A 14,301-nucleotide genomic window follows, 5' to 3' on the forward strand; every position below is an offset into this window, starting at 1 on the left:
TTTAATCCAGCAAATAGTCGATGACTTTATTCAACTTCAATACCGAGTCTTCGGTAAACAGCAGCAGCAAGTCGCAATCGATATTGACGTGCTCCAAGGTGTAATGAATCTCAATGGCCAGTGTTTTGGTCCACTGATGATTGCCGCTGCGCAGGATGTCCTCAGCCATGCAGTGCTGGCCGAGCACCACTGGGTGGCCCTGGTTGAAGTGAATCTCCAGTTGCTCACCAATGCCATGCACACAGGCGCCGATTAACACTGAACTAACGTCCATCAGCAGCTCCAGCTCACCGTAACGGTTTAACGGGCCTTGGTAATTCATCAGCGCGGCCAAATCTTGAAAGCTGGTGTCTTTAAACAGCAGCAACGCTTCACCGGCGATGCCCGAGCCAATAAAGCCCTGGCACACCGCTGACACGGCGGTGTCTTTTTCGGCGTCTTGGATGGCCATGTCGAGCTCGCTCGATTCGATCATATTGACCTTAGGAATCGGCAACACCACGTAGGCATCGAGCAATCGTGCCAAGCGATCGGCAGCCTGTCCCATAGCCACATTGCTAAGTTCCTGATAGCAATCACGTTGGTCTTCCGTGATGGTGATATCAGTCATATCAGGCTCCGGTCATAATGCCGTATTCGGTCAGGACAGCGCGTGCCTTGTCCTGATCAATGGGTTTTTTGATAAAGGCCATGGCGCCGAGTTTTTTTACCCGCTCTTGCGCATCCGGCTGAATGTCACCGGACACTACGATCACCATGGCGGGCAAGTCGTCACGACGAATAGTCTCCAACACGCCATAGCCATCCAGATTGGGCATGGTCAGATCGAGAAATACTACCTCGCCTTTGCCCTGGCGGATGGCCTCTACACCTTCGATGCCGTCGGCGGCAAAGTGCACCTCCACTTCCCATTCCGTTGGCAGTGCACGCTTCATTTGCTTGCGCGCAAAGCTGGAGTCATCACAAATCAGTACGTTGATAGCCATAACAGGGACGATTCATTTAGCGAAATCCTGTTACAGGTTTAGATGCTGCTGGCGTGATCAGCAACTCACAGAGAGAAAAAACGCCGGGAAATGGCTCCGGCCAGCGGCTGGCTGGCGGAGCGGCGGGGCAGGTTTACTTATTGCGCTGATCATACACGGCGACCAATTGGCGACTGAACGCCAGCACGGTGCCATCAGCGGTGGCGATGCGCGCTTCGGTATGGCCATAACCGTGATGTGCCTGGCGAATCTCGACCTCGTAGTACAGCCACTGTTCGCCAGACAGTGCAGGTTGTAACTCCAGCGGTGCAATGATTTCCAGGTTCCAGCTGATGCTGGCGCATGGCGCTGGTTGTTTGAGTTTTTGCAGCAAGGCGGGTGGCCAGGCGTCGATCAGTGCCACCAGCACAGGTGTGGTGAGCGTTTCGGTTGGGTCTTTTAGGCGCATCCAGCCTTTCAGATGGTTGTGCGGGCTGTTGCTAAAGGGGAACCCGCCTTCTAAATAGGTGAAGTCGATGTGCTGCACAAACTCAGGCGTCAGTCCTTTGATGTAGGCCATGGCCTGGCCTGCGCCGGGTTCACCCACGTCAATTTTATCGCTGTGAATGTCGATGTCTGATTGTCGCTCTTGGCCAAAACAGGCATTTACTCGGGTGGCGACATCGCCGTCTTGATACAACTCCGCCTCCCAGTGACTGACGCTGCGGCCGCTGCGCAAGTCACGTACATCCATACGACTGGGCTGGTTACACAGTAACGGGCCGCAAAACTGTACTGCCAGTGCGCGCAACGGCCCACAGTCGCCGGCTTGATGCAGGATACGCTGCAGCAACAGCGCGGCAGACATGCCACCAAAGGTGGTGCGGCCCTGGCCCCAGCTTGGGTCTATGGTGAGTTGATCGTGTTCGCTAGCCTGCTGCAAATAAAACGGCAGGGATTGTGGAGTTGGTTGCATATTCAGCATTGTCGTTGCGTAAAAGCCCCCATCATACTCGCCCGGCCGCCAGCCTGCCGAGGGTCGCGGCAAGACGCACTGTTGCATAGACTGAGTGAGCATTTGGGTGAGTGGCTGAGTAACAATTGGTCATTGCAGTCAGCCCAAATTCCGGTATAACGCCAGCCTTTTTCGAGGAGATGGGTATGCCTCTGTCGATGAAAACCCGTGCCGAACGCTTTGTCGCCACATTGCGACACTGCCAGGTGCTGGGTTTGACCGTAGAAAGTGCCAATGATGAGTTATTGACCATGCGCCTGCCGTATTCGCAGCAGATTGTCGGTAATCCGGCGACGGGCGTGGTGCACGGCGGCAGTCTGACCACCTTGATGGACACGGCGTGTGGTACGGCGGTATTTGCCATGTTGCCAGGGTTTGAGCTGTGCCCCACGCTGGATTTGCGCATGGATTACATGCAAGCGGCCACTCCGGATATCGATTTATGGGCCGAAGCGCGAGTGACTCGCATCGCCTCCAGCGTTGTGTTTACTCAGTGCGAGGTGATTCAGCGGCGCGCTGAAGAGCGTGATTTGATCGCCCGCTGTGCCGCTACGTTTATGCGCATTGGCGAAAATATGACGCCTCCGGAATTTCGTGCGTTGATCGAGCAAGGAGGCAGCCAATGAGTTTTGATGAGTTGCTGCACCAAGCGCGCGTCACGGGTGACTTTCAGCCGCTGGTGGCGTCCATTCCCTACGCAGAATTAATTGGCCTGCGGTTTCAGCGCTTTGGCAAAGACGTGTTATTTCAGCTGCCAAAAAATGACGACAATATCGGCAACCCGATTCTGCCAGCCATTCATGGCGGTGTGATTGGTGGCTTTATGGAATTGTCGGCATCGCTGCATTTGTTGATGACGATGGAAACCTTGGCGATGCCAAAGATGATCGACTTTTCACTCGATTATTTACGCGCCGGTCGTCATCAGGACACTTTTGCTGAGTGCCAAGTTTGGCGCCAGGGCAGTCGCGTCGCCAACGTGGCCATTACTGCCTGGCAAGCAGAGCGGGTAACACCTATTGCCACGGCGCGTGCGCATTTTTTGTTAACTCGCTGAGCTGCTCTGAGGTTTATCAGAACTTTGCCTGACCCCTGGTCAGTCGTCTCTTATGTGGGGCTAGCCAGCCCCATAGCTTTGCGTTAATCTACTGTCGATTCTGTCGGGGTGCCCTAATTGAAGGGCTGAGATCGCAATTGCGGGTCCCGTTGAACCTGATCTGGTTAGCGCCAGCGTAGGGAACAGAAAAGACAGCCAGTATGAGTATCACGCTCATTTTCCCTTTCTGGCTGCTGCATTTCTGCCGATTTTCCTTCGCTGCCTGGCTTTTGTTTTTCTAACAAATACGAGCACGGCAATGACTAAAAAAACCTCTGCATTAACCGATACACTGCGCGTCGACGAACTATCGACCCAGCCATTTCCTGCCTCACAAAAAGTCTACGTCAGTGGTGAACAAGCCGGCGTCAAGGTAGCGATGCGCCGCATTGAGCTATCGCCGACGCGCACCAGTGATGGCGTGGAGACCAATGATCCAGTGTTGGTGTACGACACCTCGGGCCCGTACACGGATCCCCAACAAAACATTGATGTGCGCCAGGGGCTGGCGGCGAAACGCCAGCAATGGATTGAAGCACGCGAAGACTGCGAGCAATTATCAGGTTTTAGCTCACAGTATGCGCAGGTACGCGATCAAAATATCGCCCTTGAGCAGCTCAAATTTCAGCACAAACGCCAGCCATTAAAAGCTAAAGCCGGGCGCAACGTATCGCAGCTGCACTATGCGCGCCAGGGCATTATCACACCAGAAATGGAGTACGTTGCCATTCGTGAAAACCTCGGCTTGCAGCGTGAGCAATTAGCCCGCTACAGCGCCCGCCAGCATCCTGGTGAAAGTTTTGGCGCCAGCATTCCTGATTACGTCACCGCCGAATTTGTGCGCGACGAAATTGCTCGTGGGCGAGCGGTGATTCCCAATAATATCAACCACCCAGAAACCGAGCCGATGATTATCGGGCGCAATTTCCGCACTAAAGTAAACGCCAATATCGGCAACTCTGCGGTAACCTCGTCGATTGAAGAAGAAGTGGAAAAAATGGTGTGGGCCACCCGCTGGGGCGCTGATACCGTGATGGATTTGTCCACCGGCGACAACATTCATGAAACGCGGGAATGGATTATTCGCAACTCTCCGGTGCCCATCGGCACTGTGCCCTTATATCAGGCGTTGGAAAAATGCGGCGGTGTGGCCGAGGAGCTGACCTGGGAGCTGTACCGCGACACGTTAATTGAACAGGCCGAACAAGGCGTGGATTATTTCACCATTCATGCCGGTGTGCGCCTGCATTTTATTCCGATGACAGCCAACCGAGTGACCGGCATCGTCAGCCGCGGCGGCTCGATCATGGCCAAATGGTGCTTGGCGCATCACAAAGAAAGTTTCCTCTATACCCATTTTGAGGAAATTTGCGACATCATGAAGGCTTACGATGTGTGCTTTTCTCTTGGAGATGGACTGCGCCCTGGCTCGATTGCCGATGCCAACGATGAAGCACAAATGGCTGAGCTGCGCACCCTGGGGGAGTTGACGAAAATCGCTTGGAAGCACGATGTCCAGACCTTTATTGAAGGGCCCGGCCATGTGCCGATGCATCTGATTAAAGAGAACATGGAAGAGCAGCTTAAGCACTGTGGCGAAGCGCCGTTTTACACCTTAGGGCCGCTCACCACCGACATTGCCCCCGGCTACGATCACTTCACCTCGGGCATTGGCGCCGCCATGATCGGCTGGTATGGCTGTGCCATGTTGTGTTACGTCACGCCCAAAGAGCACTTGGGCTTGCCCAACAAGGACGACGTCAAGCAAGGCCTGATTACTTACAAAATATCCGCTCATGCAGCGGATCTGGCGAAGGGCATTCCGGCGGCACAGTGGCACGACGATGCCATGTCCAAAGCGCGCTTCGAATTCCGCTGGCAGGATCAATTTAATCTCGCCCTCGACCCAGATACTGCCCGTGCGTATCACGATGAAACCCTGCCCAAAGAAGGCCATAAACACGCGCATTTTTGCTCCATGTGCGGGCCTAAGTTCTGCTCGATGAAAATCTCTCAGGAAGTGCGCGACGCCGCCGCCAGCGGCGAGTTGGAGCAGGGCATGGCTGCCATGGCCGAGGAATTCCGCCAGCAAGGCAGCGAGCTGTATCAACCGGCGGCAACGGAGTCTTGACGTGCAGGTGACGGTATTGGGAGCGGGCCTGATGGGTCGGCTCCTGGCCTGGCGCTGGGCGCGCAGCGGCGCCTGTGTGACGGTGTTGGAGCGCAGTGCCGCCGCTGCACCTGCCAGCGCCGCCCACACCGCCGCCGCAATGATCGCTCCTTACAGTGAACGGGCGGTGGCGGATGAGCAGGTCTTTCAGCGCGGCCTGCGCTCATTGACGCTGTGGCCGGAGTTACTGGCGCAGTTGCATAACGATACTGGCGAGCACATCGCCTATGGCGCTGCGGGAACCCTGCTCGTCGCACATAGAGCAGATCACGCCTTGCTGCAGCAGTGCCGGCAGACCTTTCGTCATTACGGCGTTGAGGCGGCTCGGTGGCTCGATGCGCAGCAGTTGCAGCAGCTTGAGCCGGATCTAAACGGTTTCAGCAGCGGCTGTTGGGTCAGCGATGAGGCCCACCTCGACAACCGCGCTTTGCTGCCTGCCTTGCAGCGCGCGGCGGAGCGCTTTGGTGCTCAATATCGCTTCGACAGCGACGTGCAAATGAGTAATGGCCAATATCAGTTGCACGGGCAGCCACTTAAGGCCGATATGCTGATCGACTGTCGTGGCACGGGGGCGCGCGATTGGCCACACGGCGAGCGGCCACGGGCGGTGAGAGGCGAGGTGTGTTGGATTGAGTCAACGGAAGTGTTTTTGACGCGTCCAGTGCGGCTATTGCACCCGCGCTACAGCTTGTACCTGGTGCCGAAACCGTCACCACCAGGGCGCCAGCGCTACATTCTCGGCGCTACCGAAATCGAAACCGCAGATTCCAGCCCTGTCAGCGTGCGCTCGGCGCTGGAGATGCTGAGCGCGCTTTATAGCTTGAATCCTAAGCTGGCCGAAGCGCGGGTGTTGCAGTTGGACGTCAATTTACGCCCAGCCTACGCCGATCACATCGCCCGCTTTGAGCAGCGCCATGGCGCGCTATGCGTTAACGGGCTGTTTCGCCATGGCTATTTGCAAGCCCCGGCACTGTTGGAGGAAATGCAACAGCAACTCAACTGGCCATTGCAGTGGCCATCTAGTGTGCAGGAGAGTTTGGCATGACACTGATCATAAACGGCAAAGCCACAACCCTGGATGCCCAGACTTTGGCCGATGCCCTTGAATTGTTGGGCTATCAGTCACAGCAAGGTCGCTGTGTGGTGGCATTGAATCAAACCATCGTGCCCTGGGTTGGAGCGAGTGAGCAGCGTTTACAAGACGGCGATCACATCGATGTATTGGGGGCAATTACCGGTGGTTAACGCAATAGACAGTTTACAGCTGGCAGGGGAGAGTATTGCCAGCCGTTTGTGGTTGGGCAGCTCCATGTACCCATCGCCAGAGGTGATGTCACAGGCCATTAGCGCCGCCCAGCCGGGGATGGTGACGGTGTCGCTGCGGCGGCAAACGGCACAGCAATTGGCTGACAACGATCATTGGCGCTATCTACAGCAGCATTTGCAGCACAACGAGTGCCGGATATTGCCCAATACCGCCGGTTGCCACAGCGCCGATGAAGCGGTGCTGTTGGCGCATATGGCGCGTGAATTGTTTGGCACGCGTTGGATAAAACTGGAAGTGATTGGCGACGAATACACGCTGCAGCCACATCCGGTGCAACTGCTGGCGGCGGCGGAGCGCTTGTTGGCCGATGGTTTTGAAGTGCTGCCGTACAGCACCGATGATCTGGTGTTGTGCCGTGATTTACACCAAATGGGCTGTGCCGCGGTGATGCCCTGGGGTGCTCCGATCGGCACTGGCCGTGGGCTGCAAAACCAGCGTCAGTTGCAGCAGTTACGCGAGCGTTTACCCGAGGCGGTGTTGGTGATCGATGCCGGCCTAGGCAAACCCTCACAAGCCATGGCAGCGATTGAAATGGGCTTTGATGCCGTCTTGTTAAATACCGCAGTCGCCAAGGCTCAAGACCCGGTGGCGATGGCACAGGCATTTGCCAAAGCTGTCGATGGTGGCCGTCAGGCGTATCTGGCCGGTTTGATGGTGGAGCAAACGCAGGCATCGCCGTCGACGCCGACCTTAGGGTTGCCGTTTTGGCATCAGGCAGACAGTCATGATTGAGCGTCCGCGTTTGCTGACCATTGCCGCCACCGACACCAGCGGTGGTGCCGGTATCCATGCCGATGCGCAGGTGGCTGCAGCCTTTGGCATCGATCACTCTGTGCTGGTATGCGCCATTACGGCGCAGAGCAGCCGCGGAGTGCAGGCGCTGCAGCCCGTCGATTTAACCATGGCCGACCAACAGTGGCACGCGCTGCAGCAAGACGGCGGTGCTGACGCGGTTCGGGTCGGCTGGTTGCCCGATTTGGCCAGCTGGCTGCCATGGTTGAGTGAACGATTATTGCCTGCCAGCGTGGTGTGGGACCCGGTGCTGTCAGCCAGTTTGGGTGGTATGCACAGCCAAGCCCCCAGTGCTGAGGTGTTATCGACTTGGCTTGCTTGCTGTGGCTTGGTGACACCGAACACTCGTGAGCTGGCGCAACTGGCCAGCTGGTTGGGTTGTCAGGGCAACGAAGCCGAGCAGGTACAGGCGCTGCTGGCGCATGGCTGTCAGATGGTGGTCGTCACCGGTGGCGACGATAGCCATGAACAGGTGCTGACGCGGGTCTACACACAGTTGAACGTCGATACGCAATACCCAGAGCAGGCGGCGGTGGAGACCTTTCACATTGGCCAGCAGCGCTGGCAGGTGGCGGTCCACGGCAGCGGCTGTCACTTCAGCGCTGCGCTGGCAGCAATGCTCGCAAAGGGCATGCGCCCCTACGACGCTGTGTTGCAAGCCAGTGTGTGCATGGACCAGTGGTTGCAGCAACCCAGTCCGCGCCCCGGCGGATATCATCATCTGCATGTTGATCGTTGCTGGTCTTGGTATGAACTGTCTGAGTCGTCAGACTGGCCTGAGATTTATGCAGCGCCAGAGGCGTCGGTCGAATTTGCTGCAGCGGAGCCCAGTTTGGGGCTGTATGCGCTGGTGGATACCTTAGAGTGGCTGCAGCAGTTACTTGCGCTCGGGGTGGATACCCTGCAGTGGCGCGTCAAACAGCGCTCTGCAAGTTACCGCGATGATATGCAACAAGCGATCACCGCGTGCCAGCAAGCAGGCGTGCCGCTGTACATTAACGACGATTGGCAAAGCGCCATTGCGTTGGGCGCCTACGGTGTGCACCTAGGGCAAGAAGACCTGGCAACGGCGGATTTAGCGGCCATTGCCGACGCTGGGCTGCGCATAGGTATCAGCACTCATACCGACTTTGAAGTATTGCGGGCCTGGCAGCTGCGCCCGAGTTACATCGCTTTTGGCCCGGTGCATCCGCCGTTGTCAAAGCAATTGAAGTATCCGCCGCTGGGCTATCCGTGTTTGTCCCAGTGGTGGCGCGCGCTGCGGCCACAACTGCCGCTGACCTGTATTGGCGGTATCACCGACGACAATATTGCCCAGGTGGTGGCCCAAGGTGTCGATTCCTGTGCCATCGTCACCAGCTTGATGCCGGGCGCTGACTTGGCGCAACGTCATGCGCGGCTGCGCCGTCATTTGCCAAGTGTGAAAAAAAGTTCCCTTGAAATCGCCTGATCCGACCCCACCTTTGCTGTCATGCGACATAGCAGCCTGAGGGCTGCTGATTTTTTGGTCAGTCCTGACGATTGAGGAGAACACAACCCATGACCGCAGCCAGTAAAGAGACTCTGGGGTTTAAAACGGAAGTCAAACAACTTCTGCACCTGATGATTCACTCGCTGTACTCCAACAAGGAGATTTTCTTACGCGAGCTGGTATCTAATGCGTCCGATGCCTGCGACAAGTTGCGTTTCGAGGCTTTGAAAAATGACGGCTTGTTTGAAGGCGACAGTGAACTGGCGGTTCACATCGACTTCGATGCCGACGCCGGCACCGTCACCATTGAAGACAACGGCATTGGTATGAACCGTGACGATGTAATCAATCATTTGGGCACCATCGCCAAATCTGGCACCGCCGAGTTTTTGAGCCAGCTGAGCGGTGATGATAAAAAAGACTCACAACTGATTGGTCAGTTTGGTGTGGGTTTTTATTCGGCCTTTATCGTGGCCGATGAAGTCACCGTCGAAACACGCCGTGCTGGCGAAGCATCCGGCAATGGTGTGCGCTGGCAGTCGCACGGTGAAGGCGAGTTCAGCCTGGAAGAGATCGACAAAGAGCGTCGTGGTACACGCATCACTTTGCACCTGAAAGACGACGAAAAAGAATTTGCCGATTCTTTCCGTCTGCGCAGCTTGATTAAAAAATACTCGGATCACATTGCCGTGCCGGTATTTTTGCCGCAAGAAGTCAACAGCGAAGATGAAGACGGTGACAAGAAGGCCTTGCCTGAAGCCGTTAACCAGGCGCAAGCCATGTGGACGCGCAGCAAGTCGGATTTGTCGGATGACGACTACAAAGAATTCTACAAGCACGTCTCTCATGACTGGAACGAACCGCTGACCTGGATGCACAACCGTGTTGAAGGCAAGCTCGATTACACCAGCCTGCTGTATATCCCAGCCAAAGCGCCGTTTGATATGTGGAATCGCGAAGCCGCGCGCGGCCTGAAGCTGTACGTGCAGCGCGTCTTTATTATGGACGATGCGGAACAGTTCCTGCCGCTGTACCTGCGCTTCGTCAAAGGTGTGCTGGATTCAAACGATTTGTCACTGAATGTGTCGCGCGAAATTTTGCAGCAAGACCGTCAGGTCGAAAGTATGCGCAGCGCATTGGTTAAGCGTGTACTCGATACTCTGACCAAAATGGCGAAAAACGATGCCGAGCAGTATCTGCAGTTCTGGAATGAATTCGGTGCGGTGTTAAAAGAAGGCCCGGCGGAAGATTTTGCTAATAAAGAAAAAATCGCTGCCCTGTTCCGTTTTGCCAGCACCAAAGGCGACGCTAGCAAAGAAGTGGTCTCGTTGGACGACTACATTGCTCGCATGCGTGAAGGGCAGAACAAGATCTACTTCATCACCGGTGACAGCTACGAGTCGCTGATCAGCAGCCCGCATCTGGAGTACTTCAAAAACAAAGGCATCGAAGTACTGTTGCTGACCGACCGTGTTGATGAGTGGATGGTGAGCCACCTGAACGAATACTCAGGCAAGAGCTTCCAAGACGTGACCAAAGGCGAGCTGGACTTAGACGAGCTGGCCGATGACAGCGAAAAAGAGCAGCAAAAAGAGCTCGAAGAAACGCACAAAGATCTGGTTGAACGTCTGCAAGCTGCTCTCGAGGGTGAGGTGAAGCACGTGCGTGTCAGCTCGCGCTTGACCGATTCTCCGGCCTGTATGGTGGTGGGTCAGTTTGATATGGGCGGCCACTTGCGTCGCATGCTGGAAGCGGCCGGTCAGGATGTGCCTGAGCCAGACACCACGCTGGAAGTAAACCCAACGCATCCGCTGATTGAGCGTTTGGACGCTGAGCAGGACGAAGAACGTTTTGCTGACCTGGCGCGTATTATTCACGCACAAGCGCAACTGGCGGAAGGCAGCCAGCTGAAGCAGCCGGCGGATTACGTGGCCAAACTGAACGCTCTGTTGTTGGAGCTGATGAAGTAAGGCCAGCGACCTGAGTCAGCGTGCTATAGCGCTGACAAAGCTCTTCATGTTTGCCCTGTATCAGCATGGCAATACACATAGGCTCTGGTTATGATGCGGGTCACTGCATTAGAACCGGAGCCTGTCTTTTATGACTCGACCAGTCGTCCCGTTATTACGTCATTTGTTGTTGCTGTCACCACTGTTGGCTTCGCTGGCCCAGGCGGGCGGTTCGCTTGATTTGAGCCTGTCAGATCACACGGCGCGTGTCGCTTACGATGCGACGCAGATGGGGTCAGGCTTGCACATTGGCGCGGCGTACCAGCACGATGCCGATGACGGCAATATGATCGCGCTGGGTTTACACGCCGTTGATGAGCGCCAAAACAACCGCGATCTGTACATTGGTTTAGGCATGAATGCCTATCTGTACGATGGCAATGATGACGACGGTGCTGCCCTTGGTGTGGGCGGTTTTTTCCGCTATCGCTTTCCGTCTCAGCCTGACGTGAGTGTGGCGGGGTACGGCTATTACGCACCGCCGGTGGTGTCCTTTTCTGAAACCAAAAATATGATCGATGCAGACCTGCGCCTGCAGTACGCCTTGATTCCCACCGCTCGTGTCTATGTTGGTTATCGATACACAGGTATCCGCATTGACGATGTTGATGATCGTCTGGAGCTGGGCGAGGGTTTCCACTTCGGCTTCAAGTTTGACTTTTAAGGAGCTGAGCTATGTCAGCGTGGATCGGTCATACCAATCAAAAGCTCTATCAAGCCAGGTTACTGCTGCAGCAATCTGAGCAAGCCCGTCCAGATGCGTTAGCGCAAGCGCTGGAGGTGTCTGCCATCTATCATATTCATGATGCCTACTTATGTTACCTGCATGAGCTGGCGGAAATGGTGCAGTACTCTGGTGCTGTGGTGTCGTTGTCACAACTTTTGGACAGCGCCTCGCTGGTGACCGGCGAGATGCAAGAGCTGAAGGCGCTTGAGCAAGACGCCTTCTCATGGCTGGCGACGCTGCTGTCGTTGGCCAACGACAGTCTGCAAGGCCAGAGTGGGGCGAATAAGATGGCGACCGATGCCAGCTTGATTGCCGTTGCACAACCGGCGGAATCGCCAGTTTATCAATGCTATCAGCGGCTTGTTGAGCTGATCGAGCGACAGCGAGAAAACCGACAGGAGTCTTGACGGCTGTCAGATGTTGCTGGCTTGGCGTCGGGCGGTACGACTGTGATAAACTCGCGCGCCCAACGTAGAGAGGCGGATATGGCACGCTTTTTTGAGATAGTCGAACTTTCCAACGGTGACATTGCATTGCGTCGTGCCGATGAGCAAGACGGTGATGCATTGGTGAGCATCCACTTTTCCGATGATGCAAAAGCCAGCCTAGAAGCCCATCACGTCGATGTGGCTCGTGCAATGATCGAAGCTGGAGTGCGCAAGGTCGGGGAGTTGTCTGGCATGGAAGTAGAGCGCGATGATTTTGAAGTGCATGCGCAGGCGACACATCTGCATTAATAATCGCAGTGTTGACGAATATGAAAGCCCCGCCATGAGCGGGGCTTTTTTGTGCTTATTGATTCAATATCTATTGATTGCTCGGTGGTCGGTTTCTTCTGCGGTAAAAAAGCGGATTGTGATTTTGTATATAAAATAACTACTTAAGTAATAGCTGCAGTGGCATCGAATATGCCACGTTGGTCGTATAATAAATACCGAATTAATCGCCATTTACGGGTATTCCTGATGCCATCCTTTGGGTATTATCCGCGCCCTCCTGTCAGTCTGAGGCTGATTTAATCCTGATGCGACCTATGATCGCATCGGTTTAACTGTGGCTTTTGAATGCCAGCAGGAGCAGAAAAAAGCAAACCTGGTTGGCTATTAATATTGCAGCACGGCTTGCTTTTTCCTGACCAACGCTCCCCCGTTTGTCGCGGGTGCCACCATCATTTAACGAGAAGTGAAGCGAGCTATGGATGTAATCATTCAATCATTCCAATCTTTTTTAAACTTGGGCAATGACCTGTTGTGGTCATATGTGTTGATATTTTTGTTGTTAGGTGCCGGGGCATTATTTACCTTGGTGAGCCGCGGTGTTCAGGTGCGCGCCTTTGGTCACATGTTTCAATTGGTGCGCGGCAGTCGCAGTGGAGCCAACGGCGGCATCACCTCGTTCCAAGCGCTGACTACCAGTCTGGCGGCGCGCGTGGGTACCGGCAATATGGCCGGTGTGGCCATGGCGCTGTACATCGGTGGCCCTGGCGCCATTTTCTGGATGTGGATGACGGCCATTTTGGGCATGGCCACCAGCTTTGTGGAATCGACGCTGGCACAAACTTACAAGGTCTCACATCACGATAAAACCTTCCGCGGCGGCCCGGCGTATTACATCGAAAAGGGCCTGGGTCAGCGTTGGTTGGGCATTATTTTCGCCATTTGTTTGATGATCGCATTTGGCTTGGCGTTTAACGGCGCCCAAGCAAACACCATCAGTGGTGCCTTGCACACGGCGTTTGGTGTCGAAACCTGGATGGTCGGCGTGGTGCTGGTGGCCATCAGTGCACCGGTGATTTTTGGTGGCTTGCGCTCGGTAGCGCGCACGGCGGAAGTATTGGTGCCGGTGATGGCATTGATGTATTTAGCGGTGGCACTGGTGGTGGTAATTATGAACGCTGACCAGCTGCCAGCGGTGTTCGAGGCCATTTTCTCGCAAGCGTTCTCGACGCAAAATGTTGCCGGTGGTGTTGCTGGTTATGCCGTTGCTGAGGCGATTAAAAACGGCATTCAGCGCGGTTTGTTCTCGAACGAGGCGGGCATGGGCTCGGCGCCCAACGCGGCAGCCACAGCCACTACCGAGCCGAACCATCCAGCTGCACAAGGTTACGTGCAAATGCTGGGCGTATTTATTGATACGCTGGTGATCTGTACCGCTACTGCAGCCATCATTCTGGTATCTGGCATGCTGGAGCCGGGCAGTGAGTTGAAAGGTATTGAGCTGACGCAAGCGGCGTTGGTGGCCAACGTTGGTGAGTGGGGAGCGGTATTTATCGCCGTGGCAATTTTCCTGTTTGCCTTTACCTCGCTGATCGCCAACTACTCCTACGGCGAAGCCAACCTCGAGTACATCACTGGCAATCGCGCTGGGCTGTTGATCTTCCGTTTGCTGGTGTTGTCGATGATTATGGCCGGAGCAGTGGCAGACTTGGATCTGATTTGGAGCTTTGCCAACTTGTCGATGGGCATGATGGCACTGATCAACCTGATTGCGATTTTACTGCTGATGCCCATTGCGATGATGCTGTTGAAGGACTACGAGTCACAGCGCAAAGCAGGCAAGCTGCCAGAGTTTGATCGTCATCAGTTCCCACAGTTAAAAGACAAGCTCGATCCTGAGGCTTGGAAGTAACTGATACGATTTGGCTGGTTATCACTGCAGTGATAATCAGCCAATAATGTTGATGGCAGTGCTGCCTGTTTACGGGTTAACCATCACATCGGGTGAAAACT

Annotated in this window: 15 protein-coding genes and 1 riboswitch; of the genes, 12 read left to right on the forward strand and 3 right to left on the reverse strand. The window is 55.2% G+C overall.

Annotation, left to right across the window (positions count from 1 at the left end):
* Window position 1 precedes the first annotated feature (1 nt).
* The 3 genes from CHH28_RS20260 to CHH28_RS12760 form a co-directional block, all read right to left on the reverse strand.
* Window positions 2-610, reverse strand: coding sequence for a histidine kinase (locus CHH28_RS20260; RefSeq protein ID WP_094060666.1), 609 nt, complete (start codon window positions 608-610; stop codon window positions 2-4).
* 1 nt (window position 611) lies between these two features.
* Window positions 612-986: a response regulator gene (locus tag CHH28_RS20265; RefSeq protein WP_094060667.1), complete on the reverse strand. Its 375-nt coding sequence runs from the start codon at window positions 984-986 to the stop codon at window positions 612-614.
* Between the two features lie 133 nt (window positions 987-1,119).
* Window positions 1,120-1,941 (reverse strand): acyl-CoA thioesterase, encoded by an 822-nt coding sequence (locus tag CHH28_RS12760; protein WP_157729901.1) that lies wholly within the window; start codon window positions 1,939-1,941, stop codon window positions 1,120-1,122.
* A 185-nt stretch (window positions 1,942-2,126) separates the two neighbouring features.
* Here CHH28_RS12760 and CHH28_RS12765 point away from each other — a divergent pair, with 185 nt between their 5' ends.
* From CHH28_RS12765 to CHH28_RS12820, 12 genes are all read left to right on the forward strand, one after another.
* Complete coding sequence (locus tag CHH28_RS12765; RefSeq protein ID WP_094060669.1) at window positions 2,127-2,606, forward strand: PaaI family thioesterase; 480 nt, start codon at window positions 2,127-2,129, stop codon at window positions 2,604-2,606.
* Complete coding sequence (locus CHH28_RS12770) at window positions 2,603-3,037, forward strand: PaaI family thioesterase (protein WP_094060670.1); 435 nt, start codon at window positions 2,603-2,605, stop codon at window positions 3,035-3,037. The genes CHH28_RS12765 and CHH28_RS12770 overlap by 4 nt, the downstream gene beginning before the upstream one ends.
* Before the next feature lie 94 nt (window positions 3,038-3,131).
* Window positions 3,132-3,236, forward strand: a riboswitch (TPP riboswitch).
* 99 nt (window positions 3,237-3,335) lie between these two features.
* Window positions 3,336-5,207: a phosphomethylpyrimidine synthase ThiC gene (thiC, locus tag CHH28_RS12775; RefSeq protein ID WP_094062081.1), complete on the forward strand. Its 1,872-nt coding sequence runs from the start codon at window positions 3,336-3,338 to the stop codon at window positions 5,205-5,207.
* A 7-nt stretch (window positions 5,208-5,214) separates the two neighbouring features.
* Window positions 5,215-6,291 (forward strand): NAD(P)/FAD-dependent oxidoreductase, encoded by a 1,077-nt coding sequence (locus tag CHH28_RS12780; RefSeq protein WP_269843689.1) that lies wholly within the window; start codon window positions 5,215-5,217, stop codon window positions 6,289-6,291.
* Window positions 6,288-6,491, forward strand: coding sequence for a sulfur carrier protein ThiS (thiS, locus tag CHH28_RS12785; protein WP_094060672.1), 204 nt, complete (start codon window positions 6,288-6,290; stop codon window positions 6,489-6,491). The genes CHH28_RS12780 and thiS overlap by 4 nt, the downstream gene beginning before the upstream one ends.
* Complete coding sequence (locus CHH28_RS12790) at window positions 6,484-7,305, forward strand: thiazole synthase (protein ID WP_233243624.1); 822 nt, start codon at window positions 6,484-6,486, stop codon at window positions 7,303-7,305. Before thiS ends, CHH28_RS12790 begins: the two co-directional genes overlap by 8 nt.
* Complete coding sequence (locus tag CHH28_RS12795; protein WP_094060674.1) at window positions 7,298-8,815, forward strand: thiamine phosphate synthase; 1,518 nt, start codon at window positions 7,298-7,300, stop codon at window positions 8,813-8,815. Before CHH28_RS12790 ends, CHH28_RS12795 begins: the two co-directional genes overlap by 8 nt.
* 89 nt (window positions 8,816-8,904) lie before the next feature.
* A complete protein-coding gene (gene htpG, locus CHH28_RS12800; RefSeq protein ID WP_094060675.1) occupies window positions 8,905-10,806 on the forward strand; it encodes a molecular chaperone HtpG in 1,902 nt (633 codons plus the stop codon).
* A gap of 130 nt (window positions 10,807-10,936) precedes the next feature.
* Window positions 10,937-11,509: a YfaZ family outer membrane protein gene (locus CHH28_RS12805; RefSeq protein WP_094060676.1), complete on the forward strand. Its 573-nt coding sequence runs from the start codon at window positions 10,937-10,939 to the stop codon at window positions 11,507-11,509.
* An 11-nt stretch (window positions 11,510-11,520) separates the two neighbouring features.
* Window positions 11,521-11,979, forward strand: coding sequence for a DUF6586 family protein (locus CHH28_RS12810; RefSeq protein ID WP_094060677.1), 459 nt, complete (start codon window positions 11,521-11,523; stop codon window positions 11,977-11,979).
* A 78-nt stretch (window positions 11,980-12,057) separates the two neighbouring features.
* Window positions 12,058-12,309, forward strand: coding sequence for a hypothetical protein (locus CHH28_RS12815; RefSeq protein WP_094060678.1), 252 nt, complete (start codon window positions 12,058-12,060; stop codon window positions 12,307-12,309).
* A 457-nt stretch (window positions 12,310-12,766) separates the two neighbouring features.
* Window positions 12,767-14,200 (forward strand): alanine/glycine:cation symporter family protein, encoded by a 1,434-nt coding sequence (locus tag CHH28_RS12820; RefSeq protein ID WP_094060679.1) that lies wholly within the window; start codon window positions 12,767-12,769, stop codon window positions 14,198-14,200.
* Window positions 14,201-14,301: the final 101 nt, after the last annotated feature.

Origin of the sequence: Bacterioplanes sanyensis, from assembly GCF_002237535.1 — a bacterium.
Lineage (GTDB): Bacteria > Pseudomonadota > Gammaproteobacteria > Pseudomonadales > Oceanobacteraceae > Bacterioplanes > Bacterioplanes sanyensis_A.